The sequence below is a fragment of the Brevundimonas kwangchunensis genome, assembly GCF_039523815.1.
GTDB classification, from domain to species: domain Bacteria; phylum Pseudomonadota; class Alphaproteobacteria; order Caulobacterales; family Caulobacteraceae; genus Brevundimonas; species Brevundimonas kwangchunensis.
Genome location: NZ_BAAAGA010000001.1, coordinates 297,443 through 322,731 on the forward strand (window position 1 = coordinate 297,443; position 25,289 = coordinate 322,731).

The window sequence follows — 25,289 nt, forward strand, 5'->3', positions numbered from 1 at the left end:
ACGAAATGAATTGCCTGCCGCAGCGCGATAGTCTCCTATCCCTGTCCGCGGGTCGAACGCGGGTTCGGGCCGAGTCCTCCTCCCCGGAACCGGTCATCCCATGCGGCGCATTCTCCTTTCTCTCGGCATTCTCGCGGGCGCGCTTCTCGCCGCGCCGGCTCTGGCGGCTGCCCCCGCCGCGCCCCTGCTGGCGCACCAGACGACGCTGGAGCTGAACGAGGCCTCCAGCGCCTGGATCCTGACCTCGACCGCCCTGGTGCTGCTGATGACCCTGCCGGGTCTGGCGCTGTTCTACGGCGGCATGGTTCGCAAGAAGAATGTCATCGCCACCATCGCCCATTCGACGGCGGCGCTGGCGATCGTCACCGTCCTGTGGTTCGCCGTCGGCTACAGCCTGTCGTTCGGGACCAGCGGCGAGGCGACCAACGGCTTCATCGGCGGACTGCAGGCCGCCTTCCTGAACGGCCTGACCCCGACCACGGCGCACCGCCTGACGCCCGGCCTGCCCGAGTTCCTGTGGGTCGCCTACCAGCTGACCTTCGCCATCATCACGCCGGCCCTGATCGCCGGCGCCTTCGCCGAGCGGATCAAATTTTCGGCCTCGATCCTGTTCTTCGCCCTGTGGCACCTGATCGTCTATGTGCCGATCTGCCATCAGGTCTGGGGCGGCGGCTGGATGGGCTCGCATGGCGTGCTGGACTTCGCCGGCGGCGCCGTGGTGCACGTCAATGCGGGCGTCGCCGGTCTGGTGGCCTGTCTGGTTCTGGGCCCGCGTCAGGGCTTTGGCCGGGACAACATGGCCCCGCACAACCTCGCCTTCACCGCCATCGGCACGGGCCTGCTGTTCGTCGGCTGGCTGGGCTTCAACGCCGGATCGGCGTGGGCCGCCGACGGCATCGCCGCCGTGGCCGCGCTGAACACCATCGTCGCCGCGGCGGCGGCCGCCATCGGCTGGACCGCCGTGGAGTGGATCGACCACAAGCGCCCGACCCTGCTGGGCCTGCTGTCGGGCATCGTCGCCGGTCTGGTCGGCGTGACTCCGGCCGCCGGCTTCGTCGATCCCAAGGGCGCCTTCTTCATCGGCCTTCTGTGCGGCCCCGCCTGCTATGCGGGCGCGGTGTGGCTGAAGCGCGCGCTGAAGTATGACGACAGCCTCGACGCCTTCGGCGTGCACGGCGTGGGCGGCATCGTCGGCGCGATTCTGACCGGCGTCTTCGCCACGACCACGATCAACGCGGCGGGCGAGAACGCCAATGTCGTGAACCAGATCGTGGGCCTGCTGGCCGTCATGGCGTGGTCGGCCATCGGCACGTTCGTGATCCTGATGATCTGCAAGTTCACGGTGGGTCTCCGCGTGACGAAGGAATCCGAGATAGAGGGACTGGACTACACCCAGCACGGCGAGACCATTCACCAGTAGGCCTGCCGCAGCGGATCGGCCGAACCTTCACCGGGGCGGCCGAACCGGCTATCTGCACCGGATGAAGTCCGCCCCCCTTCCCGACGCCGGCGCCAACTGGGTCGACCGGCATGCGCCGGAGAGCCTCAAGCCCTGGCTCAAGCTGGGGCGGTTCGACCGGCCGATCGGCATCTGGCTGCTCCTGATACCGGGCTGGCAGGGGATCGCGCTGGCGACGGGCGCGCAGAGGCTGACCCCGGACCTGCGCACCCTCTGGCTGGTCGTCGGGTTCGCCATCGGCGCCTGCCTGATGCGGGCTGCCGGCTGCGCCTTCAACGACATCGTCGACCGCGACATCGACCGGAAGGTGGCCCGCACCGCCGCCCGCCCGGTCGCCTCGGGCCGCATCAGCCGCAAGCAGGCGTTGATCTATGCCGCGGGCTGCAGCCTGATCAGCTTCCTGATCCTGCTGACGCTGGGCCGCACCGCTATCGGGCTGGGCGTCCTTTCGCTGCTGCTGGTGGCCATCTACCCCTTCATGAAGCGGATCACCTGGTGGCCGCAGGCGTGGCTGGGTCTGACCTTCAACTGGGGCGCCCTGATGGGGTTCGCCGCGGCGATCCCGGCGCTCGCCTTGATCACCCTGAACCATCAGATCTCGGTTCAGGGCAACGACGTCGTGGTCGAGACCAGTCAGCTCGGCATGAATGCCGCCTGGCTGCCCGCTCTGCTGCTCTATCTCGGCGGCCTGTTCTGGACCCTCGGCTACGACACAATCTACGCCCTGCAGGACATCGAGGACGACGCCATGGTCGGGGTGAAGTCCTCGGCCCGTCGGCTGGGCGCAAACGTCCGCCTCGGCGTCGGCCTCTTCTACCTGATCGCCATCGCGTTCGCGGCCGGGGCCGGCGTCACCGCCGGTCTGGGTGTCCTGTTCTATGTCGGCCTGACGCTCTATGCCCTGCACCTGTCGTGGCAGACCCGCCGCGTCAGCAAGGACGATGGCGCGCTGGCCCTTCGTCTGTTCAAATCGAACCGTGAGGCGGGTCTGATCCTGCTTCTCGCCATCATTCTCGGCACGGTGCAGCTTCCGCTGTGAAGGAGACCCGCATGAACCCGCAAACCGGCCTGACCCGCGCCCTGCTGATCGCCGCCGCCGTCGGCGCGACGCTCGCCGCCTGCAACCGCGAGCAGGAGAAGGCCGCCCCGGCCGCCGCCGATGCCGGTCAGCCCGCCGCCGCGGTCACCACCGCCGACGCCGCCGCGCCGATGGCCTATGAGACCAAGACGCCCTTCGCCAACGTCAGCCTGACCCTGCCGGTCGCGATCAAGAGCCAGGGCGATCTGCATGCGGCCCTCTATGCCGAGGAAGTCCGCAAGCTACGCCAGTTCGTCGAGGGCGCGCAGGCGGATCGCACCGAGGCTGGCGGCGACGGCGGCATGCCGCCCTTCGAGAACACCGTGACCATCTCCGGCGCGGCCGAGACGGGCAAGCTGCTGAGCCTGAAGCGGGTCGCCTTCGACTTCTCGGGCGGCGCCCACCCCAACACCCTGACCAGTGGCATTCTGTGGGACAAGGCGCTGAAGCGTCGGATCGGCTTCGCCGACCTGTTCAAGCGCGGGGCCGATACCACCATTCTTGACCAGGCCCTGTGCTCGGCCATCAACACCGCCAAGCGCGCCCGCTCGCCGGGCTCGGCCGGTCTGACGCTGGGCGGCGGCGGCGAATGGTCCTGCCCCAAGGCCGCCTCGACCGAGTTCGTGCTGACGCCGGGCGATCAATCGGGCAAGGCCGCCGGCCTCACCTTCCTGATCGGCCCGTATCAGGTCGGCCCGTACGTCGAGGGCGCCTATGAGATCGCCATCCCGGCCTCATCCTTCCGGTCCCTGCTGTCCACGCCCTACATCGGCGAGTTCGGCGGCGCCCTGGCCAAGGCCGGCGACGTGACCCCGACCGCGGGCTAGTCCGCGGCCTGGTCCGCCAGGAACTGGTCGACGATCTCCGCGAACCGCTGCGGCTGGTCAGCCATGATGAAGTGACGGCTGTCGTCGACGCGGATCAGCCGGACGTTCGGCGCCCCGGCGTATTCGCGAGCCCACATGGCGTCCGCCATCGCCGCCGGCGCGCCGCCGTTGGCGTCCGAGGCATAGGGCGCCCAGACCGGCACGCGCAGTCCAGCCAGTCCCGAGCGGGCGTCGGTGGTCATGACCTCGCTGATCGCCGTCGCCATTGCGCGGCGATCGCCGGCCAGGCTCCATTCGACCATCAGGCGCTGCGTCTCCGGATCCCGGGACAGGCCGGGCGCGCCCTGGGCCTGCGAGATGCGGAAAGCGTCCTCGCCGGCGGCGAGCATTCCTGCCGCAGCCTGGGCGGCGAACGGCCGGGCGGCCTCGACGGTGACTTGCGGGCCGAACAGGGCGCTGAAAAAGGGCAAGCTATCGACCGTCATGGCCTTGCCGATCACCTCGGGATGCTGCTGGGCGATCAGCAAGGCGATCAGGCCGCCCATCGAGTGCCCGACCACCGCCGGGGACCGCAGGCGCTGGTCGGCGATATAGCGGACGACCTCGTCCACGGCCGGTTGCAGGACCGGCGCATCGCCATGCGTCCAGGGCTCTCCGGCGAAACCGGCCAACTGGACAAGATGCACCCTGTGGTTCGCCTTCAGCCGCTCGGCCTCGGCGCGCCAGACCTCGCGCGAGGAGGCGAAGCCGGGGATCAGGATGACGTCGGGTCCGTGCCCCACGACCTCGACCGAAAGGCGGCTTGAGGCGAAGGGGGCCGTAGCCTGCACCGGAACCGGTTCGGCCAGAACCTCGGTGGCGAACAGGACGCCTCCGCCGATCGAGGCCGCGGCGGCTGAGGCGAGGAACAGGGCGCGCAGGGTCGAGCGCCCCGCGAGGTGACGGATGTGCAGCATGTCGATGTCCTTGGATTGAGCCTGACGACGTCAGGCGTGAGGATTCTCGAAGACGTCTTCCACGGGTCGTTCGAACAGCACCGCGATGCGGTAGGCGAGGTCGAGGGACGGGTCGTGCTTCTCGGTCTCGAGCGCATTGACCGCCTGTCGGGAGACACCCAGCGCTTGGCCGAGCTGCTCCTGCGTCCAGCCGCGCTCGACGCGCAGCAGCTTCAGTCGATTGCGCATCAGTTCGACGCCTTCACGAACGGCGCAATCACACCGAAGCAGGCCCAGAACAGGGGATAGATCAGCCAGGCAGGGATGTGCGGTGCAGCGGCGAAGGTCTCGGCAAAGCCCCAGAAGGTGGCGAGGGCCAGCGCCATGCCGGCGGCGATGATGAATTGTTTGGCGGTGACCGCCCGGACGAACTCGTCGCTCTCGCGCATCAGGCTGAGCGTGGCCCAGATCTGGCCGATGATCGGGGCCGACACCGCCGCGGCGAGCACCCAGCCGGCAGGCTTGCCGATGATTTCGTCGAAGGCGTCCGTCACCATCATCGAGACACAGACCAGAACGTAGGGGACCATGAAGGCCCAGGTGCGGATCACATAGCGGCGGCCAGCGGGGGTGCCGTTGCTCCAGGTCGACCACATGACAACTTCTCCTGACTTGATGTAAGGTTGACCTTACACGAGCAGAATGTCATGTCAACCTGACATTAAGTCATGATCGCCCGACATGCCGCGCGGCTTTGCCAGACCCCGGCGCCGGGCCTATTCTCGATCCATGCCCGCCGCGCCCCGCGCCCGCCCCGCAGACCTGTTCACGCCCGAAGAGTGGGCGCCGTTCCAGTCGCGCCGCGCCTGGGTCGGGCCTCTGCTGGTGCTGCACTGCTGGACGGTGATCGGGCTGTCGGTCACGGTCGGAGTGCTGTGGCCGGTCCTGATCCCGGCCTGCGTGGCGGTGATCGGCACGCGGCAACTGGGACTGGCGATCCTGATGCACGAGGCGGCGCATGGCGGCCTGTCGACCAATGCGCGCCTGAACGACTTTCTCGGTCACTGGCTGTGCGCCGTGCCGGTCGGGGCCAGCCTGAACAGCTATCGCCCCTATCATCTGGCGCACCACCGCTTTGCCCAGCAGCCCGAGGACCCGGACCTCGCCCTGTCCGCCCCCTTCCCGGTCACGCCGGCGTCGCTGCGCCGCAAGCTGATCCGCGACCTGACCGGCCAGACCTTCCTCAAGCAGCGCGTCCTGCTGCCTCTGGCTGCCCTTCGGGGCCGGACGGCGCAGCGCGCCACCGACGACCACGCCTATGAGGCCATCGTCACTGGCCGCTCGATCGGTCCCTACGTGATCTTCAGTGGGCTGACGCTGGCGGCCTTCGTCGCGACGGGGCTGTGGTGGGCGTGGTTCGCGCTTTGGCTGCTGCCGATGGCGACATGGTTTCCAATGGTCACGCGCCTGCGCAACATCGCCGAGCACGCCTGCGTCGAAGGCTCCAGCGAGGACCCGTTCCGCGCGGCCCGCACCACCCGCGTCTCGTGGTGGGAACGAGCCTTCATCGCTCCCTACTGGGTCAATTTCCACGCCGAGCACCACCTGTTCATGCACGTCCCCTGCTGGCGACTCCCGGCCCTGCACAGGGCCGTGCGCGGCAAGCCGCAAGGCGCGCGAATGGAGGTGGCCGGCGGCTATGCCGAGGTGCTGCGCGAGGCCGCGTCCCGCTAGGCGGCCGCCTTTTCGTCAGGCCTGAGGGTCAGCACACGGACGCCGTCCTTCGTCACCGCCACCGTGTGCTCGAACTGGGCCGAAAGCTTTCCGTCGATGGTGGTGACGGTCCAGCCATCATCGGCTGTCTCGGTGCCCGCGCGACCCTGGTTCAGCATCGGCTCGATGGTGAAGGTCATGCCTTCCTTCAGCGTCAGCCCGCGGCCAGGCTTGCCGAAATGCAGGATTTGGGGATCCTCGTGCATCTCGCGCCCGATGCCATGGCCGCAGAAGTCGCGGACGACCGAGTAGCCGGCCTTCCTGGCATGGGTCTCGATAGCGTGACCGATATCGCCCAGGGTCGCGCCGGGCTTCACGACGCGGATGCCCTTCCACATGGCCTCATAGGTGGTGCGCACCAGACGCTTGGCCGCCGCGGACACCTCGCCGATCATATAAGTCTTGCTGGAGTCGGCGATGAAGCCGTTCTTCTCCAGCGTGATGTCCAGATTGACGATGTCGCCAGCCTTCAGGATCTCGGTCGCCGAGGGCACGCCGTGGCAGACCACGGCGTTGATCGAGCAGTTCAGCACGAAGCCGTAGCCATACTGACCCTTGCTGGCCGGTCGCGCCTTCAGCTCATCGACGATGAAGGCCTCGACCCGGTCGTTGACCTCCAGCGTGCTCATGCCCGCCAGCGTCAGGCCGTCGAGCCAGGTGAAGACCGACGCCAGCAGGCGGCCGGACTCGGCCATCAGTTCCAGTTCCTGCGGGGTCTTGGTCATGCCGCGGCCGCTGTTGCAGCCGGCTCGCCCACGCCCGCGGCCTTCAGTTCGCGCGCGGCCAGTTCCTGAAAGGTCAGGCCGGGGTTCAGCTCGCCCAGCATGCCGATCCTGATCCAGAAGGCCGCCTGGGCATTGATCGACCGGCAGGACGCCTTGCTGGCGCGACGCAGCTGTTCGTGCAGTTCGTCCTCGATGTTGACGATGCCCATGGGCGACCCTCGGAATATACGTTTCGTATATGCCATATATTGACCAAGTCGCTTCGCAGCAAGCGCTCGAGACGCCTCGCCACAGGTTTTAACCAACCCCGGAAGCACGCGGTTAAGTTGATAGTGATGATTGTCCCCCAGTTGTGCGGGCACACACAACGTCAGGGGGCTGGAATGAAACGTCGCGCGGCAGCGTTGATGGCGATCGCCACGGTATTGACTGGCGCTGCGGGCTGCGCCTCGCATGACACGCAGGTCGCCCTGCAACGTCCCGGCATCCCGAACAATCAGGCCTTCCGCATCCCGTATGACCACGCCCTGCGTGGCTCGGTCACCATCGACTACATCTCGGGCATGTCGCAGTACTCGTTCTTCTTCGCGGAGGCGAACAGGAGCCAGTTCCGCCCGGCTCTCGAACAGGTGCTGGACCGCTCGGGCATGCTGGCGAAAACCCCGGCCGCAGCGCGTTATGGTCTGCAGGTCGAGTTCGTCGACCTGCAGGGCTCTTTCTTCGGCGCGGACTTCGACAGCCGCAGTCGGGCCATCTACCGGATCGTCGAACGCCGCAGCGGACGCGTCGTGTCCCAGCAGACCGTCGATGCCGGCTTCATGGCCCGCTACGTCGGCCTCACCGAGGAAGACGCTGCAGCCGCCTACTGGCTGACGATCGCTGTCGCGGCCGGCGGGCTGGCGCATTACGTCGGTGCAGACAACCAGGTGAAAGCCTGGCGGCAGGCCTATCAGGCGACGCTGTGGTCAACCCTCTTCGCTCCGGTGAACGCCATCACCCCGGGCAATTTCATCGCCGGCGGCGACTTCTTCGGCAATACCGACGTCCCGCGTCCGTACGTGCTGCACGGCGACCTGTCGACCGAGGGCTATGGGTCGCGCGACGGCCGCACGCGCGGCATCCAGGCCGACAGGCAGATGATGCGGCAGTCGCTGGCCAAGTGGGTCATGGGCCTGTCCGAGGAGCAGGGCGTGCCGTTGACCGTCATCCTGCCCTGCGACGGCAACATCGAGGTCGAGAACATCAAGCTTGAGCTCACCATGCGCGGTATCCCCTATCGCGGCGAGACCTGCCACATGCGTCCGGTCAGGGTGATTCACTAGAGGAACTCTGGCCGGAGGCGCCCCTCCCCGCTACTGACCGCGGGTGATCTCTGACCCCGAAGCCTTCATTCTCGCCAACACCCGGCTGCAGCCCGTGCCGCATGCGCCGGAGATTTCGCTGTGGATGGCGGACGAGCTGACGCCGATCTGGCGGCTGACCGAGGAGGAGCTGGGCGAGATGGGCGTGCCGCCGCCGTTCTGGGCCTTCGCCTGGGCTGGCGGACAGGCGCTGTCGCGCTGGCTGCTGGATCATCCGGAAGAGGTCGCCGGCAAGCGGGTGCTGGACTTCGCGGCGGGCTCCGGTCTCGTCGGCATCGCCGCGATGAAGGCCGGCGCTGTCTCGGCCCTGTGCGCGGACATCGACCCGTTCTGCGGCGCGGCCGTGCGGCTGAACGGCGAGGCCAACCGGGTCGCCCTGACCTTCACGGCGGCAGACCTGCTGGAGGCTCCACCGCCCGATGTCGACGTCATCTGCGCCGGCGACGTCTGCTATGAGAAGCCGATGACCGAGCGCGTTCTCGCGTGGTTAGCCGAGGCGAAGGCGCGGGGCGTGCGGGTCATCGTCGGCGACCCCGGCCGCACCTATTTCCCGAAGACCGGGCTGGATTTCCTCGCCGAGTACCGCGTGCCGACGACACGCGAGCTGGAGGATCAGGAGGTCAAACGCTCGTCGGTGTGGGCGCTGTAGTCTCCTCGGCAGGATCCGGCGAGAAATGGATGTGCCGGTCCGGCGCCGGATCGTCGGAATGATCCTCGCCCGACATCTCCGAAGCGGCCGGTCGACCGAGGCCGCGCGTCTTCTCGAGCTCGGGGTCGCGGCTGAAGCCGGGATCCTTCATCGACATGGTCATCGCGGGGCCTTTCGGAAGCTTGAGAGTACGCCTTGGAAAACCCCGAGGTCGGAATCGGTTGCGGCTCAGCTTGGTCGATCCGGCCTTGAGGGCCATGTTTGCAGGATGACCCGGATCGTCCTCGCCTTCGCCGTTCTGGCCTTCGCCGGGCCGGCGCTCGCCCAGACCCCGCCGCCCGTGCCGCCGGCCGGTCTGTCGACCTTCGACCGCCATCAGATTCAGGCCGATCAGCACCGCCAGCGCATGGACCAGCTGCGCAACCAGTCCGACCAGCGGCAGGCCCTGACCAACCAGCTTCGGCTCGAAGGCGACATCGCCCGCCAGCGGGTCGAGCAATCGCGACAGCCCGATCCCTATACCTCGAACCCGCCCGCCATCCGCTCGCCGGAGGAGGAACGGGCAGCCCGTGCAGCGGCGACGGAACACCAGCGCCGCACGGCCCGGGATGTCGGCCAGATCGACAGCTGGCTGGACCGTGGTCCGAACTGATCCTCACGCATCTCTTCCGCCCCGACCGCGTTCCGGCGTAGCCTGGATGCGGAAGCGGGAGAACGACCATGCGGTGGGAAGGCGGACGGCGCGGCGGGAACATCGATGACCGACGCGGAATGGGCGGCGTCGGCGTCGCCGGAGGCGGCATCGGGGCTCTGGTGCTCGCGGCCATCGGCTATTTCGTCTTCGGCATCGATCCGCAGACCACCCAGCAGCTGACCAGCCAGCTTGGCGGCGCGACGCAGCAGGAAGGCGCACAGGGCAGCCCCGAGGATCAGGCCGGCCGCTTCGTCGATGTGATCGGCACCAATGTCGACGACGTCTGGAAGACCAAGCTGCAGGGCTATCGCCCGCCGACCGTCACCCTTTACGAGCAGGGCACCAACACCGGCTGCGGCTTCGGTCAGGCAGCCATGGGCCCCTTCTACTGCCCGGCCGACCAGCATGTGTATCTGGACCTGTCCTTCTGGTCCGAGATGGAGCGGCTGGGCGGGTCCAGCGCCGAGTTCGCCCGCGCCTATGTGATCGCCCACGAATACGGCCACCACGTCCAGACCCTGACCGGCGCCTCGCAACAGGTGCAGCAGGCCCAGCAGCGCGCCAGCAGCCAGGCCGAGGGCAACCGCTATTCCGTGGCGCTTGAGCTTCAGGCCGACTGCTACGCTGGCGTTTGGGCCGCCAACGCCGCCGCCGTGTCGAACGGCGAGGTGGCGGTCACTGCCGCCGACATCGAGGAGGGGATGAAGACCGCCGCGGCCATCGGCGACGACGCCCTGCAGCGCAGCGCCGGACGCAGCGTCTCGCCCGACAGCTTCACCCACGGTTCCTCTGCCGAGCGGGTGCGCTGGCTGCAGATCGGCTACCAGTCCGGCGATCCGGCCGCCTGCGACACCTTCCGCGGCCTCTAGGGCGCTTGTTGCAGCGCACACGACGCGGCAAGGTCGCGCCGTGACTATCTCCGCCGCCTCCGCCCTCGCCGCCTCCCGCCGACTGGTTCTCAAGATCGGCTCCGCCCTGCTGACCGACGGCGGTCGACCAAACGCGGACAGGCTGGCGGTTCTGGGGCAGGAGATCGCATACCTGCGCGCACGCGGCGTGGAGGTGATCGTCGTTTCCTCCGGCGCCGTGGCGCTGGGCCGGGCAAGGCTAGGCCTGACTAAGTCGGCGCGGCTGGACGAGAAACAGGCCGCTGCGGCGGCGGGCCAGTCGCTGCTGATGCAGGCGTGGGAGACGGCGCTGTCGCCCCACAGACTGACGCCGGCGCAGGTGCTGCTGACCCGCGAGGACACCGAGCGTCGCCGGCGCTGGCTCAACGCGCGCTCGACGCTGGATGCACTGCTGCGGCTGGGCGCCGTGCCGGTCGTCAACGAGAACGACACCGTCGCCACTGAGGAGATCCGCTACGGCGACAACGACCGGCTGGCGGCGCGGGCAGCGCAGTTGGCGCGCGCCGATCTGCTGGTGCTGCTCAGCGACATCGATGGCCTGTACGACGCCGATCCCCGCAAGCATCCCAACGCCCGGCACATGCCGCTGGTCGAGACGCTGAACGCCGGCGTCATGGCCATGGCGGGCGATTCCAACGCCGACGCGGCGGTGGGGACCGGCGGGATGCGCACCAAGCTTGAGGCCGCGCGGATCGCCCGCTCGGCCGGCTGCGCCACGGTCATCGCCTCGGGCGTGAATAGCCATCCGTTGGGAGGGATCGAGACCGGCGCCCTTGCCACCCTGATCACCGCTCCTGCCGGCCCCATAGCGGCATGGAAGGCGTGGATCGCCGGCAGCGTCGATCCAGCCGGTCGCCTGATCGTCGACGACGGCGCCGTCGCCGCGCTGAAGGACGGCAAGAGCCTGTTGCCGTCCGGCGTGCGGGGCGTGGAAGGCCGCTTCGATCGCGGAGACAGTATTCTGGTCGTCGACCTGGCCGGTCGTCGCGCCGCGGTCGGTCTCGCCGCCTGGGCGTCGGACGACATGCTGCTGATCCAGGGGCGGCACACGACCGAGATCGAACGGCTGGTCGGCTACAAGGGCCCACAGGTCGCCATCCATCGGGACGATCTGGTGCTGGAGGGCGAATGACCGACCTGCATGACACCATGCTGGCCATGGGCCGCCGCGCGCGCCTCGCCGCCGACGCCCTGCGCACCGCCTCGCCGGAGACCCGGACGGCGGCGCTGACCGCATGCGCCAGGGCGTTACGGGATCATGCCGACGCCATCCTGGCCGCCAATGCGGAGGACGTGGACCGGGCCCGCGCCGGCGGCCTGTCCGAGGCCCTGATCGACCGCCTGTCCCTGACGCCTGCGCGGGTCGAGGCCATCGCCGCCGCTGTCGCCGAGGTGGCGGACTTGCCCGATCCTCTCGGTCGAGAACTGGCGCGCTGGGACCGGCCGAACGGGCTGGACATCGCCCGGGTCTCCACCCCGATCGGGGTGCTGGCCATCATCTACGAGAGCCGGCCGAACGTGACCGCCGATGCGGCGGCCCTGTGCCTGCGCTCGGGCAATGCGGTCATCCTGCGCTGCGGCTCGGACTGTCTGTCCTCCTCGCTGGCGATCCATGCGGCCATGGTCGAGGGGCTGGTTTCAGCGGGCGTCCCGGCCGACGCCATCCAGCTGGTGGACACCCCGGATCGGGCGGCCGTCGGCGAACTTCTGACCGGTCTGGAGGGCACCATCGATCTGCTGATCCCGCGCGGCGGCAAGAGCCTGGTCGCCCGCGTACAGGCCGAGGCGCGCGCCCCGGTGTTGGGCCATCTCGAAGGTCTCTGCCACACCTTCCTGCACGCCGGGGCGGACACGCAGATGGCCATCGACGTGGTCCTGAACGCCAAAATGCGCCGGGTTTCCGTCTGCGGCGCGACCGAGACCCTGCTGGTGGATCGCGAGGCTGCGGACCGCCTTCTGCCGCCGGTCGCCGGGGCCCTGATCGCCGCCGGCTGCGCCCTGCGCGGAGACGAGGCCAGCCGGGGGCTGGTCCCGGACATCGCCCCGGCCGACGAGGCCGACTGGAGCGCCGAATATCTGGCACCGACGCTGGCGGTGCGGATCGTGGACGGCGTCGCCGGCGCGGCAGAGCACATCCGGCGCTACGGCTCGGGCCATACCGAGGCGATCGTCACCGGCGATGCGGAGGCCGCGGCCGGCTTCCTGAACGCCGTCGACAGCGCCATCGTCATGTGGAACGCCTCGACCCAGTTCGCGGACGGCGGCGAGTTCGGCTTTGGCGGAGAGATCGGCATCTCGACCTCGCGTCTGCACGCCCGCGGCCCGGTCGGGGCCGAGCAACTGACCAGCTATAAATACGTGGTGCGCGGGACCGGTCAGGTCCGGCCCTGAGGGCCTACCGTCAGGTCCAGAGGCCGGGAGACATGCATCGTCCCCTCGCCCAGATCCATCGCCACCCGCCGTCCGCGGAAGGCCGCCATGCCGACCAGACCGCCGGGGAAGTTCGGCAGTGGCGGCTGGTCGAACACGCCGACCTCGACATCGCTGTACAACTGATCGGCGAAGGTCACCGTCCGCGCCTCGACGATCAGGGATCGCAGCTCCCCGCCCAGCACCAGACTGCTGCCGTCCCGAGTCGGGCGACCATCAAGCAGGCCGGCGGTCGTGGCGGCATCGCGGCTGAGACCCAGCAGGCCCGAGGCGCCCGTGTCGACCACCGCGTTGATCGTCACCCCCTCGACCGTCAGCTCGGCCTGCAGGGCCGTCCCCTTCTTCTGGACCGGCGTTTCGATCAGGTCCGGCGGTCGGACGAAGGCGTCGCGGCGGATCAGGCGGACGTATCTGCGCGCCGGGTCCAGCGCCAGTACCGCCTGTCCCAGCACGTCCTGCCCGAGGATCAGCGGCGTGCTCAGCCCTTGTTCGGAGGCCAGCGGACCAAGGTTCAGGATCGCTGCGCGCAGGCCGCTGATGGTCAGGTGCGGCAGGCCGATCTCCAGCGTCGTGCCGCGCCCCATCTGGGTCCCGCCGCCGACGCCATAAGCGACCAGCGGCATCTCGAACAGTGAGCGCTGGGTCTCCGGCAGGGTGTCGAACAGCCCCCGGTCGATGACCGAATACTGCGCGCCGGAATCGATCAGGGCCAAATGCCGCTGGCCGGCGAGAGTGACCTCGACCGTCGGAGTCAGCGACCGTTGCGCATAGGGCAACCAGGGCGTGGCATCGTCGCCGGTGAAGGTCAGCTTCGGATCGGGCCACAGCAGGGCGTCGCGCGCCCACCACGCGCCGGCGCCGACGGCCACGAGGGCGGCGGTCCGGATCAGGAGGCTGCGACGGTTCATGCCAACCTAGATGGCCCGACGCATGCGGATGCGCCAGCGCCAGATGGTCGCGATGTGAAAGAAGAGCGACGGTCGGTCGGCGTCCCCCCGAACGCCGACCGAGCCGTCCCAGAGCCGGCTGCGATCAACGCGCCAGAACTCCGTTGGCGCGACATGTGCCCAGATATGGTCACATTGTCCATCGCTTTCCCCGTGTGCGAGAAAGTTTGGGTTAACGGTGGCCGAAAGGCACCACCTTGTTCTCGCGATCGTGCCCGATGTCCGCCCCGCCAAGGTAGGGGATGCCGGAGCGCTGGCACCAGTAGCGAACGATTTCCTCGGGCGTCAGGCCAAAGTCCGGATCGTTCTCGATGATCTCCGACACCCGCCCAAGTCGAATGCCCGCCACCCGTCGGATCGAGGGCTGGGCGGTCAGATGGAACATCATCCGGTCGATCCGGTAGAGCGGCTCGGACACGTCCTCCAGCATCAGGACATGGCCGGTCAGGTCCGGCTCCAGATACGTCCCGACCAGGGCGTCGAGGATGCTCAGGTTGAAGGCGACCGCCGGGCGCGGGTCCTCATGCAGGGTCGGCTCCCATGACGATGACGCGCCTTTCTTCAGCCAGTCCAGCGCCCGCCATGCCGTGGCATCGCTGCGCACCGCGTCCGACGCCATCGGCCCGTGGGCGACATGCGGGAAGCCGGCCTTGTAGAGCATGGCCAGCAGGCTGCCGGCGTCGGAATAGCCGAGATAGCGCTTCTTCCGCGCCTCGTCGGTCAGGCGCGGCAGGATGGCCTCGGCGATCCGGCACGAGCCGTAGCCGCCGCGGGCGAACCAGATCGCATCCAGCCGCGGGTCATTGGCGAACTCGACGAAGGCGTTGGCGCGCGTGGCGTCATCTCCGCCGAAATGGCCATGCTTCTGGAACACCGCCGGATGGAAGACGAAGCTGATCGAACTGTCGGGCACATTGGCCTCGAACCAGGCCTTGATGGCCTCCCCGCGCGTCTCGGCGAAGCGCGAACTGGCGTTGACGATGCCGATCTTCAAGACTGCTGTCCCCGGAGTGTGTGTCCCTTCATAAGCCGCGCCGGGCTCGCGAACCAATCCCTTCCCCTCGCCCGTTTCGCCCTCTACTCAGCGGTCATGGCGAACGACTATTTCTTCTGCGGCGTCGGCGGCTCCGGCATGCTGCCTCTGGCGATGATCGTGCAGGCCCGCGGAAACCGTATCGAGGGCTCTGATCGCTCGCGCGACCAAGGCCGCACGCCCGAGAAGTTCGCCTGGCTGGAAGCCCACGACGTGACCCTGCATCCGCAGGACGGTTCGGGAGTCACCCGCGCGGATCAGATCGTGGTCGCCACCGGCGCGGTCGAGGACACCGTGCCGGACATCGGCGCGGCGAAGCGGGCCGGCGCGACCATCCTGACCCGGCCGCAACTTCTGTCCCGGCTGTTCAACGCCGCCCCGGCCTCGATCGGCGTGGCCGGCACCTCGGGCAAGTCGACCATCACCGGCATGACCGCCTGGATCCTGCATCAGGCGGGCCGTGAGCCGACCGTCATGAACGGCGCAGTGATGAAGAATTTCGCCGACGCCGACCATCCCTTCGCCAGCGCCCTGATCGGCGGGCCGGACCTGTTCGTGTCCGAGGTGGACGAGAGCGACGGCTCCATCGCCCGCTACGATCCGACCGTCGCCGTGGTTTCCAACATCTCGCTGGATCACAAGTCGATGGAGGAGCTGCGCGAGCTGTTCGGCGGCTTCACCGCCCGCGCCTCGACCGCCGTGCTGAACCTCGACAATCCCGAGACGGCGGCGCTGGCCCAGAGCCTGCCCGCGGCCAAGGTCGTCACCTTCGCGCTGGGCGATGAGACCGCGACCCTGTCGGCGCACGATCTGCAGCCGCGCCCGACCGGCATGGCCTTCACCCTGACCGAGCGCGGCGGGGAGAGCGTCTCCGCCATCCTCAACGTGCCCGGCGCGCACAACGTCGCGAACGCCCTTGCCGCCCTCGGCGCGGTCCGCGCGCTCGGCGTGCCGTTGGCCGAGGCCGTGCGGGCGCTGGAGGGCTTCAGCGGCATCCGTCGCCGGATGGAGGTGGTGGGCACGACCAATGGCGTCACCGTCATCGACGACTTCGCCCATAACCCGGACAAGATCGCCGCCACGCTCAAGACCCTGCACGCCTTCGAAGGCCGGCTGCTGATCCTGTTCCAACCGCACGGCTTCGGCCCGCTGAAGCTGATGAAGTCGGAGTTCATCGAGAGCTTCGCCGGCCTGATGCGTCCGGACGACGTCCTGCTGATGCCCGAGCCGGTCTATTACGGCGGCACCACAGACCGCAGCGTGGGCAGCGAGGACATCGCGTCGGGCGTCCGCGCCGCCGGACGACAGGCCGAGGCCCTGCCCACCCGCGACTCCTGCGGCGACCGGCTGGTCGAGCTGGCCCAGCCGGGCGACCGGATCATCGTCATGGGCGCGCGGGATGACACCCTGTCGACCTTCGCGGCCGATCTGCTGATACGTCTTTGACGTCCGCTTACGGACTGATTTTCAAGACAATATCTTGAAACTTTCACGTTCGGAAAAGCCGGCGTTAAGCGCTGCGGCTCGATAAGCGCCCCGACCTGCGGGGAGTTTTGCGTACATGGCCAGGATCGGTGACTTCGCCAGCGGCTCGGCGCCGATCACGCCCGACACGCTCGGCGCGGTCGTTTTCGAGCGTTTCGAGAACGAGCCGGACACCCTCGCCATCGCCGTGGTGGACGCCGATGAGCGCCCGGTCGGCCTCGTAGAGCGAAACGCCTTTACCCTGCGCATGGCGGCCGAGTTCGGCCGCGCCCTCTACGCCCGCAGACCCGCCTCCAGCTTCATGGAGCCTTCGCCGCGCGTTCTCGACGCAAACGCGGAGGTCGAGGACCTCTTCGGCGACGTCGAGGGCGGCAATCTCGGCGCCCTGCTGAACGGCTTCATCGTGGTGGACAAGGGCCGCTATGTCGGCGTCGGCGCCGGGGTTCATCTGTTGCAGGCCGGCAGCGCGGTCTATCGCCGCCGGGCCGAGGCCATGAGCGCCCTTGCCCGCGACCTGGCCCGTGCCGAACAGGAGGCCCGCACCGCCAGCCGCGCCAAGTCCGAATTCCTCGCTGTCATGAGCCACGAGATCCGCACGCCCCTGAACGGCGTGCTGGGCGTCGCCGCCCTGATGGAGCGGGAGCTGACGCAGGAGGCGATGAAGCCCTACGTCCGCACCATCCTCGACTCGGGTCAGAGCCTGCTGCGTCTGCTGACCGACGCCCTGGACATGTCGCGCGCCGAGGCCGGCATCATGACCTTCGAGGATGGGGTGGTCGGTCTGGAGGGCGTCGCCCGGGATCTGGCCGCACTCTGGACGCCCCGCGCCGAGGAGAAGGCCCTGTCGCTGGAGGTCGAATGCGACCTCGACGCCAGCCATGTCGTCGCCGACGAGATGCGGCTGAAGCAGTTGCTGAACAATCTGATCGGCAACGCCATCAAATTCACGCCCGCCGGCCGGATCGGGGTCTGCATCCGGTCGCGGATCGGGGGCGACGCCGCCGCCATCACCATGAGCGTCGACGACAGCGGCCCCGGCATCGACGACGAGACCGCCCGGACGATCTTCGACCCCTTCAACACCGGCAAGGCCGGGCGCGAGGGCGCCGGCGCAGGCCTGGGTCTGGCCATCTGTCGTCAGATCGTCGAGCGCATGCACGGCGGCATCCGGGTGGAACGCTCGCCCTTCGGCGGAGCCCGCTTCGTGTTCGATCTGAATCTGCCGCTGGCTGACGCAGCCTCGATCGACGCCGGCCCGGAGCTGGAGCCGGCCACGCCGCACGAGACGCTGCATGTGCTGGTCGTCGACGACAACGCCGCCAACCGCTTCGTCGCCGGCAAGGTGCTGGAGCTGTTCGGCTGCACCCACGAGACCGCGGAAAACGGGCAGGAGGCGGTGGACGCCGTACAGGCCCGCGTCTTCGATCTGGTGCTGATGGACGTGAAGATGCCGGTGATGGACGGGGTCGAGGCGACCCGCGCCATCCGGGCCCTGCGCGGCCCCGTCGCGACCCTGCCCATCCTCGCCCTGACCGCCAATGCCGATCCGCGCGACGAGCAGGACTATCTGGCCGCCGGCATGGACGGCGTGGCCCAGAAGCCGATCCAGCCGGACGTGCTGCTGAACGCCATCCGCAGGGTCCTGACGCGACCGATGGCCGCCGAGGCCGCCTGACGCGCAACCTGATCAACAGTCGGGTATTGTCACGCTCGCATGTTCCAGGACGCTCCCCCGCCCGCCCCCGCCCAGCTCTCCGAGGTCGTCGTCACCGGCGCCCGGCTGCCCTCCGCCGCCAGTGAGGCAGCCTTCTCCGTCATTCGTCTCGACGATCGCGACCTGAGGGCCGAGCAACGACTGGACGAGGCACTGGCGCAGGTTCCGGCCGTCTCCCTGTTCCGCCGCACCTCCAGCCTGTCGGCCAATCCCACGACACAGGGTATCAGCCTGCGGGCCATCGCACCGTCGGGCGCGGGCCGAACCCTCGTAACGCTGGACGGCGTGCCGCTGAACGATCCGTTCGGCGGCTGGGTGATCTGGTCACAGGTCCCGACGGAAAGCCTGTCCGGCCTCGACATCGTGCGCGGCGCGGGCGCGGGACCGTACGGCGCTGGCGCCCTGACCGGCGTGATCCAGTTGCGCGAACGCGACACGGGCTGGACCGTCGATGGCGGCCTTTCCGAACATGGCGGAGCCCGGCTGTCCGGTTCCGGGGCCATGCAGATCGGCCCGGCGCGGATCGTCGCCTCCGGCCTCTATGAAACCAGCGATGGCTATGTCCCGGTGCGTGGCGCAAACCAGGGCGCCGCCGACACCCCGCTGGATCTTGAAGTTCGTTCCGCCGCCCTGCGCGCGGACCTGCCGGTGGGCGAAGCGATGCTGGCCCTGCGCGCCTCCGCCTTTGAGGAGGAGCGCGGCTCGGGTCTCGCCGGAGCGCGGGCGACCGCCTCAGGCAACGCCCTGTCCGCGACGGCCGCGCTGCAGCCGCGCGCGGACCGGTTGGGCTGGCGCCTGCAGGCGTGGAGACGCGAGAGCGATCTGGCCAACACCTCGGCCGCGGTCGCCGCGGATCGCGCGACGACCACGCCGGCCAACGACCAGTTCGAGACGCCCGCCACGGGCTGGGGCGTGAACGCCGCCGCACGCTGGGTCGGCGTCTCCGGCATCGGCCGGACGGAGCTTGAGGTCGGCGCCGACGCCCGCTTCGCCGAGGGCGAGACCCGCGAGCTGTTCCGCTACATGGGCGGCGCCTTCACCCGTGATCGGATCGCTGGCGGCGAGACGTTTGTGGCGGGCCTCTACGCCGACGGCAGCGTCACCGCGGGGCCATGGCTTGCGGCGGGCGGCCTGCGCGTGGACCGTTGGGAGAACGCATCCGGCCGCCGGTTCGAGCGCGACCGCGCCACCGGCCTGCCGACACTGGACGAGACCGATCCGGATCGGTCGGGCGAGGTGGTCAGCGCGCGCCTCGGCGTCCGCCGCGACCTCGGCGGCGGCCAAGCCCTGCGCGCCGCCGCCTACTCCGGCTTCCGGCCGGCAACGCTGAACGAACTGCACCGCCCCTTCCGGGTCGGCAACGACCTGACCGAGGCCAATGCCGGGCTGGAGCCTGAGCGGGTGAAGGGTATCGAGGCCGGCTGGAGCTGGACCGGCGAGCGGGCTTCGCTGACCGCGACCGCTTTCCGGACCGAGATCGAGGACGCCATCGTTAACGTCACTATCGGCTCGGGCCCCGCGACCTTCCCCCGCGCGGGCTTCGTTCCGGCCGGGGGCGTCCTGCGCCAGCGCCAGAATGCCGGGACCATCAAGGCGACTGGGATCGAGCTGGATGGCCGCCTCGTCCTCACAGACGCCCTGACCCTGCGCGCCGCCGTGGCGGGCACGGACGCTCACGTCGACGGCGGTGCGGCGGCGCAGCAGCTGACCGGGCTTCGCCCGGCCCAAGCCCCGATCTGGAGCGCGACCGCCGGCATGGACTGGCAGGCGACCGACCGCCTCGCCCTCGCCGCCGACCTGCGCTGGGAGAGCCGCCGGTTCGAGGACGACCTTAACAGCCGTGTGCTGGAGTCGGGGGCGACCGTCGATCTGCGCGCGGACTGGTCGCTGTCATCTGACACGGCGCTCTGGATCGCCGCCAGCAACCTGCTGGACGAGGAGATTGAGGTTTCGGAAACCGGCAATGGCGTCGCTGGCTATGGCCCGCCGCGCACACTGTCCGTGGGATTGCGACTGACGCGCTGACAGCCTGCCGCAGGACCTATTGCTAATGGTTCGCATGTTCGGCACAAGCCGGGCGTGACCGAGACCGCTGTTCCCTCGCCGAAGCCGAAGAAAGCCCTGAACGCCACGCGGTCGTTCTGGCTGAAGCAGCTGCATCAGTGGCACTGGATCTCGGCGGCGGTCAGCCTGGTTGGCCTGCTGCTGTTCGCCGTCACCGGGATCACCCTGAACCACGCCGCCCAGATCCCCGGTCAGGTCGAGACGGTCGAAGCCACAGCCGTCCTGCCCGCCCCCCTTCTGGAGCGCCTGTCGACCTTCCCGCAGGAAACGACCGATCCGGTCCCGGACGCTGTCGCGCGCTGGGCCTCGGACCAGTTCAAGGTCCAGATCGCCGGCCGCCCGACCGAGACCACGCCGGAAGAGATCTACGTCGCCCTGGCCGAGCCTGGCGGCGACGGCTGGCTGACCATCGACCGCGCCACCGGCGACGCCCTGCGCGAGCGCACCACGCGCGGCTGGATCGCCTATCTGAACGACCTCCACAAAGGCCGGAACGCCGGCAAGGTCTGGTTCTGGTTCATCGACGTCTTCGCCGTCGCCTGCGTGATCTTCGCGGTGACCGGCTTCGCCCTCACCTGGATGCACGCGAAACAGCGCCCCTCAACCTGGCCCCTGCTGGGTCTGGGCGTGCTGATCCCCGTCATCATCGCCCTGATCTTCATTCACTGACGAGTAGCCCATGCGTCCCGTGACCCTCGCCGCCTCCGCCGCTGCGCTCGGAGCCATCGCCGCCCCCGCGGCCGCCGCCGATCTGACCGTCTCGATCGAGGTGCCGCGCCTGAGCGTCGCCGCCTATCACCGCCCCTATGTCTCGGTCTGGATCGAGCAGGCGCCGCCTGCGGGCTCGGCTGCGAACGCCGCCGGTACGCCCGTGCGCACCCTCGCTGTCTGGTACGAGGTTTCGAACGTCGCCGAGGGCAAGGACTGGCTGAAGGACATGCGCTCGTGGTGGCGCGGTCTCGGCCGCGGCATGACCCTGCCTGCCGACGGCGTCTCCAGCGCCACCAAGGCGCCGGGCCGTCACAACGTCGTCGTCCGCGGCGCGCAGCTGCGCAACCTGCCGGCCGGCAACTATCAGATCGCCGTCGAGGCCGCCCGTGAGCTGGGCGGCCGCGAGGTCGTCCGCGTGCCCTTCCGCTGGGGCGGTCCGAACTCGGGTCGTGCCATCGGCCGCACCGAACTCGGCACCGTCAACGTCACCGTTTCCCGCTAAGGATCGCAGCCATGAAGAAATCCATCGCCATCGTCGCGGCCCTCGCCGCCCTCGCCCTGCCGCTGGCGGCGCAGGCTCACCGCGCCTGGCTGGCGCCGACCGCCACCGTCCTGTCGGGCACGGACGGCTGGGTCGGCTTCGACGCCGGCATGTCCAATGGCGTCTTCATACCGGACCACGCGGCGATGAACCTGGCCGGGCTGGTCATCACCGCGCCGGACGGCTCGACCGTCGCGCCGGAGAACATGAACCGCGCCCGCTACCGCTCCAGCTTCGATCTGCACATGACCCAGCAGGGCACCTATCGCGTCGCCAACGTGATGGGCGGCGTGATCGTCAGCTACAAGCAGGGCGGCGAGCAGAAGCGCTGGCGGGGAGCCGAGGCCGAGATGGCCGCCAACATCCCTGCCGACGCCACCGACGTGGTCGCCACGCGCAGCAACAGCCGCATCGAGACCTTCGTGACCCTCGGCGCGCCCAGCACCACCGCCCTGACGCCGACCGGCGAAGGCATCGAGCTGGTGCCGGTCACCCACCCGAACGATCTGGTCGCCGGCGAGGCCGCCACCTTCAAGCTGGTCCGCGACGGTCAGCCGGCCGCCAACCTGGACGTGACCATCGCCCGCGGCGGCGTCCGCTACCGTGACAATCCGGAAGAGATCACGGTCAAGACCGGCGCCGACGGCTCCTTCTCGGTGACCTGGCCGGAAGCCGGCATGTACTGGGTTAACGCCTCGGTCCGTTCGGAAGCCTCGGCCGGCCAGCTGGCCTCGAACGCCCAGTACAACGGCGTCGTGGAAGTGCTGCCCTGACCGACGGCCGGCCGTCCTCGAGCCGCGGCGCGCCGCCCCCTCTGACGGTGGGCGGCGCTTCCGCGCGTGCGGATGGTCCCTACAACCGGGTCCTGATCCCGAACCACGACCGCGCGCCCGAGCGCCCGCCCTCGGACCTGCTCTGGGACTTCGCCGGCGAGACCATGGGCACGACCTGGGCGGTGACCCTCGTCCCGCCGCCCGGCAAGACGCGCGAGACCTTCCAGTCCGCCATCGAGGCTGAACTGGCGCGGATCATCGCCCTGTTCAGCCACTGGGAGCCGACGTCCGAACTGGCCCGCTTCAACGCCGCGCCCGAAGGCTTCTGGGCCGTATCACAGCCCTTCTGGGACCTGTTGAACAAGGCCATGGATATCGCCGACGACACCGACGGCGCCGTCGATCCGACGCTCGGCGCCTTGGTCGATCTGTGGGGCTTCGGTCCGCCCGGACCGCGTCCGCTCGACAGCTTCGGAACCGCCCCCTCCCTGCCCTTGGATGACGAGGTCGCGGAGGCTCGCGCCCGATCCGGCTGGCAATCCCTGCGCCTCAACCGGCAGCAACGCGCCGTGCAGCAGTCCGGCGAGATGAAGCTGGACCTGTCCGGCATCGCCAAGGGCCATGCCGTAGATGTCGTCTCCGAGCGCTTGCACGCGCTGGGCGCGACCAGCCATCTGGTCGAGATCGGGGGTGAGCTGCGCGGCCGGGGCGTGAAGCCCGATGGCCGCCCGTGGTGGACCGAGCTGCAGCAGGCGCCGGGCTCGCCCGAGCCGCGCACCCTCGTGGCCCTGTTCGATCTGGCCGTCGCTACCTCCGGCGACTGGGTCCGTGGCTTCGAGACCTATGGCCAGCGCTACAGCCACACGCTCAACGGCCGCATCGGGCGACCGATCGACAACGGCGTGGCCTCGGTCACCGTGCTGGCCGACACCGCCCTGTACGCCGACGCCATGGCCACGGCCCTGACCGTTATGGGACCGATTGAAGGCCCGGCCTTCGCCACGGCCATGAAGATCGCCGCCGCCTTCGTCGTGCGCGGTGATACCGGCCTGACCGAGATCGTCACCCCCGCCTTCCAGGCCATGCTGGACGAGGGCGCGTGACCACCGATCCCATTCGCTGGCTGTGGGCGGCGCTGGCCGTAGCCCTGTGGTTCGCCTCCATCGGGGCGGTCGCTTTCGTCCGGGCTCGCGCGCGGCGCAAGGCGGCCGAGAAGGCCGCGGCGCTGGCCGGGTCCGGCGACGCCCTGCTGATCGCCTTCGCCAGCCAGACCGGACTGGCCGAGGAACTGGCCTGGATGTCGGCCCGCAGCCTGTCCGACGCCGGCACGCCCGCGCGCGTCGTTTCGCTGGGCGACCTGTCCGCCGCCAAGCTGATGGCCGCCGGCCGGGTGCTGATCGTCGCCGCGACCACCGGCGAGGGCGATCCGCCCGACAGCCTGTCGCGCTTCGTGCGCCAGACCATGGCCGCGCCCGTCGACCTGACTGGTGTGACCTACGGCCTGCTGGCGCTGGGCGACCGGACCTATGCCGAATACTGCGGCTTCGGCCGCGCTCTGGACGGCTGGCTGAAACGGTCGGGCGCCGAGCCGATCTTCGACCGCGTCGAGGTCGACAATGGCGACACCGGCGCCATCCGCCACTGGCAACACCAGCTGGGTCTGATGATCGGCGCCACGGTGCAGGCCGACTGGACCCCCCCGGCCTACGACCGATGGACCCTGGTCGAGCGCCGTCACCTGAACCCCGGCAGTCCCGGCAGCGAGGCCCATCTGCTGGCCTTCGAACCCGTCGATCACGCCCCTGTCTGGAAGGCGGGCGACATCGCCGAGATCGGCCTGCCCGCGCGTGAGGGCGAGCCCTCGCCCGGCAGTCGCGAGTACTCGGTCGCCACCCTGCCCGCCTCGGGCCGGGCGGAGTTCATCATCCGTCGCATGACGCATCCGGACGGCACGCCGGGCCTCGCCTCGGGCTGGCTCACGCACGACCTCGCCGTCGGCGACGCCATCGACATGCGCATCCGCACCAACCGCAGCTTCCACGGCCCGGACGCCGCGATCCCGCTGATCCTTATCGGCAACGGCACGGGTCTGGCCGGTCTGCGCGCCCATCTGCTCGAGCGCGGCGACACGCACGGCGGCGCCTGGCTGCTGTTCGGCGAGCGCACCCGCGCCCACGACGCCCTGCTGGACGCCGAACTGACCGCCGCCCTCGCCTCGGGCCGCCTCACCCGCCTCGACCGCGCCTTCTCGCGCGACGCCGGCGATAGTCGCTACGTTCAGGCGCTGATCGCCGAACACGCTCGGGAGGTTCAGGACTGGGTCGATCGCGGCGCGACCATCATGGTCTGCGGCAGCCTCGAGGGCATGTCCAGGGGCGTCCACGCGGCGCTGGAAACCGTGCTGGGCGAGGAGCGCCTGCTGGAGCTCACCGAGGCCGGCCGATATCGGCGCGACGTCTACTAAGGGCTCAGACCTCGGCCCAGCGGCGCAGCAGGTTGTGATAAACGGCCGTCAGCTCCAGCACCGCCTGATCCTTCGGCCCCTTGTCCGCATTCACGCGCTGGATGGCGACATCCATCCGGAACAGGGTCTCGCGGTCGGCGTCGTCGCGGATCAGGCTCTGCAGCCAGAAGAAGCTCGACACCCGCGCACCCCGCGTCACCGGCGTCACCCGGTGCAGGCTCTTGGACGGATAGAGCACCAGATCACCGGCCGGCAGCTTCACTGACTGCGCCCCGTACATCTCCTCGATGATCAGTTCGCCGCCGTCGTAGTCCTCGGGCTCCGACAGGAAGAGGGTGCAGGACAGGTCGCTGCGAATACGGACACTGCCCCGCTGGCGGATCGCATTGTCGACGTGGACGTCGAAATGCTCGCCGCCCTCATAGCGATTGAACAGCGGCGGAAAGATCGTGTGCGGCAGGGCGGCCGACACGAACATCGGATTGGCGTTCAGCGCCTGCAGCACCAACTGGCCGACCTCGCGCGCTTCCGCGCTGTCCTCGGGCAGCTGGCGGTTGACCTTGGCGGTCGCCGACTGGTGGCCGGAGGTCGCGTTGCCGTCCGCCCAAGGCCCGGCGTCCAGCCGCGCGCGCAGGCTCGCGACCTCGTCCTTCGTGAACACGCCGGGAATGTGCAGCAGCATGAACGCTCTCCGTCCTGACGCAGTAAAGCCCGGGGC

Annotated in this window: 27 protein-coding genes; 18 read left to right on the forward strand and 9 right to left on the reverse strand. The window is 69.3% G+C overall.

What is annotated here, in order from left to right:
* Positions 1-100: 100 nt before the first annotated feature.
* From ABDZ95_RS01420 to ABDZ95_RS01430, 3 genes are all read left to right on the forward strand, one after another.
* A complete protein-coding gene (locus ABDZ95_RS01420) occupies positions 101-1,420 on the forward strand; it encodes an ammonium transporter (RefSeq protein WP_343789240.1) in 1,320 nt (439 codons plus the stop codon).
* A 61-nt stretch (positions 1,421-1,481) separates the two neighbouring features.
* The gene (locus ABDZ95_RS01425; RefSeq protein ID WP_343789242.1) at positions 1,482-2,498 is read left to right on the forward strand and encodes a UbiA family prenyltransferase; all 1,017 of its coding nucleotides are present in this window, start codon (positions 1,482-1,484) and stop codon (positions 2,496-2,498) included.
* 11 nt (positions 2,499-2,509) lie between these two features.
* On the forward strand, positions 2,510-3,364 hold the full coding sequence (locus tag ABDZ95_RS01430; protein WP_343789245.1) for a DUF3298 and DUF4163 domain-containing protein: 855 nt from the start codon (positions 2,510-2,512) through the stop codon (positions 3,362-3,364).
* On the opposite strand, the gene ABDZ95_RS01435 is transcribed toward ABDZ95_RS01430, so the two are convergent.
* From ABDZ95_RS01435 to ABDZ95_RS01445, 3 genes are read right to left on the reverse strand one after another with little or no spacing between them, the layout of a single operon-like run.
* On the reverse strand, positions 3,361-4,320 hold the full coding sequence (locus ABDZ95_RS01435) for an alpha/beta fold hydrolase (protein ID WP_343789248.1): 960 nt from the start codon (positions 4,318-4,320) through the stop codon (positions 3,361-3,363). The genes ABDZ95_RS01430 and ABDZ95_RS01435 overlap by 4 nt on opposite strands.
* 30 nt (positions 4,321-4,350) lie before the next feature.
* On the reverse strand, positions 4,351-4,548 hold the full coding sequence (locus ABDZ95_RS01440) for a helix-turn-helix transcriptional regulator (protein ID WP_343789251.1): 198 nt from the start codon (positions 4,546-4,548) through the stop codon (positions 4,351-4,353).
* Entirely contained in the window at positions 4,548-4,955 is a 408-nt protein-coding gene (locus tag ABDZ95_RS01445) for a hypothetical protein (RefSeq protein ID WP_343789254.1), read from the reverse strand. Before ABDZ95_RS01445 ends, ABDZ95_RS01440 begins: the two co-directional genes overlap by 1 nt.
* A gap of 133 nt (positions 4,956-5,088) precedes the next feature.
* Between ABDZ95_RS01445 and ABDZ95_RS01450 the strand changes: the two genes are divergently transcribed.
* Positions 5,089-6,033, forward strand: coding sequence for a fatty acid desaturase family protein (locus ABDZ95_RS01450; protein WP_343789257.1), 945 nt, complete (start codon positions 5,089-5,091; stop codon positions 6,031-6,033).
* Here the strand turns inward: ABDZ95_RS01450 and map are convergent.
* On the reverse strand, positions 6,030-6,797 hold the full coding sequence (gene map / locus ABDZ95_RS01455; protein ID WP_343789260.1) for a type I methionyl aminopeptidase: 768 nt from the start codon (positions 6,795-6,797) through the stop codon (positions 6,030-6,032). The genes ABDZ95_RS01450 and map overlap by 4 nt on opposite strands.
* On the reverse strand, positions 6,794-7,006 hold the full coding sequence (locus ABDZ95_RS01460) for a ParD-like family protein (RefSeq protein ID WP_343789263.1): 213 nt from the start codon (positions 7,004-7,006) through the stop codon (positions 6,794-6,796). Before ABDZ95_RS01460 ends, map begins: the two co-directional genes overlap by 4 nt.
* A gap of 174 nt (positions 7,007-7,180) precedes the next feature.
* Between ABDZ95_RS01460 and ABDZ95_RS01465 the strand changes: the two genes are divergently transcribed.
* Together ABDZ95_RS01465 and ABDZ95_RS01470 are read left to right on the forward strand one after the other, a co-directional pair.
* The gene (locus ABDZ95_RS01465; RefSeq protein ID WP_343789266.1) at positions 7,181-8,119 is read left to right on the forward strand and encodes a hypothetical protein; all 939 of its coding nucleotides are present in this window, start codon (positions 7,181-7,183) and stop codon (positions 8,117-8,119) included.
* A gap of 46 nt (positions 8,120-8,165) precedes the next feature.
* Positions 8,166-8,807, forward strand: a complete 642-nt coding sequence (locus ABDZ95_RS01470) for a class I SAM-dependent methyltransferase (RefSeq protein WP_343791207.1) — start codon at positions 8,166-8,168, stop codon at positions 8,805-8,807.
* Here the strand turns inward: ABDZ95_RS01470 and ABDZ95_RS01475 are convergent.
* Positions 8,779-9,066, reverse strand: a complete 288-nt coding sequence (locus ABDZ95_RS01475; RefSeq protein WP_343789269.1) for a hypothetical protein — start codon at positions 9,064-9,066, stop codon at positions 8,779-8,781. The two genes, ABDZ95_RS01470 and ABDZ95_RS01475, sit on opposite strands and share 29 nt — an antisense overlap.
* 9 nt (positions 9,067-9,075) lie before the next feature.
* On the opposite strand from ABDZ95_RS01475, the gene ABDZ95_RS01480 reads away from it, so the two are divergent.
* The 4 genes from ABDZ95_RS01480 to ABDZ95_RS01495 all read left to right on the forward strand — a co-directional run bounded on the left by ABDZ95_RS01480 (position 9,076) and on the right by ABDZ95_RS01495 (position 12,800).
* Positions 9,076-9,459 carry a hypothetical protein gene (locus ABDZ95_RS01480; protein WP_343789273.1) on the forward strand — a complete coding sequence of 128 codons (384 nt, stop codon included), beginning with the start codon at positions 9,076-9,078 and terminating at the stop codon, positions 9,457-9,459.
* Between the two features lie 68 nt (positions 9,460-9,527).
* On the forward strand, positions 9,528-10,370 hold the full coding sequence (ypfJ, locus tag ABDZ95_RS01485) for a KPN_02809 family neutral zinc metallopeptidase (RefSeq protein ID WP_343789276.1): 843 nt from the start codon (positions 9,528-9,530) through the stop codon (positions 10,368-10,370).
* Positions 10,371-10,410: 40 nt separating this feature from the next.
* Complete coding sequence (gene proB / locus ABDZ95_RS01490; RefSeq protein WP_343789279.1) at positions 10,411-11,541, forward strand: glutamate 5-kinase; 1,131 nt, start codon at positions 10,411-10,413, stop codon at positions 11,539-11,541.
* A complete protein-coding gene (locus ABDZ95_RS01495) occupies positions 11,538-12,800 on the forward strand; it encodes a glutamate-5-semialdehyde dehydrogenase (protein ID WP_343789282.1) in 1,263 nt (420 codons plus the stop codon). The genes proB and ABDZ95_RS01495 overlap by 4 nt, the downstream gene beginning before the upstream one ends.
* Here the strand turns inward: ABDZ95_RS01495 and ABDZ95_RS01500 are convergent.
* Together ABDZ95_RS01500 and ABDZ95_RS01505 are read right to left on the reverse strand one after the other, a co-directional pair.
* A complete protein-coding gene (locus ABDZ95_RS01500; RefSeq protein WP_343789285.1) occupies positions 12,785-13,747 on the reverse strand; it encodes an aspartyl protease family protein in 963 nt (320 codons plus the stop codon). The genes ABDZ95_RS01495 and ABDZ95_RS01500 overlap by 16 nt on opposite strands.
* A gap of 211 nt (positions 13,748-13,958) precedes the next feature.
* A complete protein-coding gene (locus ABDZ95_RS01505; RefSeq protein ID WP_343789288.1) occupies positions 13,959-14,780 on the reverse strand; it encodes an LD-carboxypeptidase in 822 nt (273 codons plus the stop codon).
* Between the two features lie 96 nt (positions 14,781-14,876).
* On the opposite strand from ABDZ95_RS01505, the gene ABDZ95_RS01510 reads away from it, so the two are divergent.
* The 8 genes from ABDZ95_RS01510 (at position 14,877) to ABDZ95_RS01545 (ending at position 24,571) form a co-directional block, all read left to right on the forward strand.
* On the forward strand, positions 14,877-16,265 hold the full coding sequence (locus tag ABDZ95_RS01510; protein WP_343789291.1) for a UDP-N-acetylmuramate--L-alanine ligase: 1,389 nt from the start codon (positions 14,877-14,879) through the stop codon (positions 16,263-16,265).
* 115 nt (positions 16,266-16,380) lie between these two features.
* A complete protein-coding gene (locus ABDZ95_RS01515; protein WP_343789294.1) occupies positions 16,381-17,979 on the forward strand; it encodes an ATP-binding protein in 1,599 nt (532 codons plus the stop codon).
* A gap of 39 nt (positions 17,980-18,018) precedes the next feature.
* Positions 18,019-20,043: a TonB-dependent receptor gene (locus ABDZ95_RS01520; protein ID WP_343789297.1), complete on the forward strand. Its 2,025-nt coding sequence runs from the start codon at positions 18,019-18,021 to the stop codon at positions 20,041-20,043.
* A gap of 54 nt (positions 20,044-20,097) precedes the next feature.
* Positions 20,098-20,751 carry a PepSY-associated TM helix domain-containing protein gene (locus ABDZ95_RS01525; protein ID WP_343789300.1) on the forward strand — a complete coding sequence of 218 codons (654 nt, stop codon included), beginning with the start codon at positions 20,098-20,100 and terminating at the stop codon, positions 20,749-20,751.
* A gap of 10 nt (positions 20,752-20,761) precedes the next feature.
* A complete protein-coding gene (locus ABDZ95_RS01530) occupies positions 20,762-21,295 on the forward strand; it encodes a DUF2271 domain-containing protein (protein ID WP_343789303.1) in 534 nt (177 codons plus the stop codon).
* An 11-nt stretch (positions 21,296-21,306) separates the two neighbouring features.
* Positions 21,307-22,107: a DUF4198 domain-containing protein gene (locus ABDZ95_RS01535; RefSeq protein ID WP_343789306.1), complete on the forward strand. Its 801-nt coding sequence runs from the start codon at positions 21,307-21,309 to the stop codon at positions 22,105-22,107.
* A gap of 47 nt (positions 22,108-22,154) precedes the next feature.
* A complete protein-coding gene (locus ABDZ95_RS01540; RefSeq protein ID WP_343789309.1) occupies positions 22,155-23,210 on the forward strand; it encodes an FAD:protein FMN transferase in 1,056 nt (351 codons plus the stop codon).
* Entirely contained in the window at positions 23,207-24,571 is a 1,365-nt protein-coding gene (locus ABDZ95_RS01545; RefSeq protein ID WP_343789312.1) for a sulfite reductase subunit alpha, read from the forward strand. The genes ABDZ95_RS01540 and ABDZ95_RS01545 overlap by 4 nt, the downstream gene beginning before the upstream one ends.
* Before the next feature lie 4 nt (positions 24,572-24,575).
* Here ABDZ95_RS01545 and ABDZ95_RS01550 read toward each other — a convergent pair whose 3' ends face one another.
* Positions 24,576-25,253, reverse strand: a complete 678-nt coding sequence (locus tag ABDZ95_RS01550) for a Fe2+-dependent dioxygenase (RefSeq protein ID WP_343789315.1) — start codon at positions 25,251-25,253, stop codon at positions 24,576-24,578.
* Positions 25,254-25,289 lie beyond the last annotated feature (36 nt).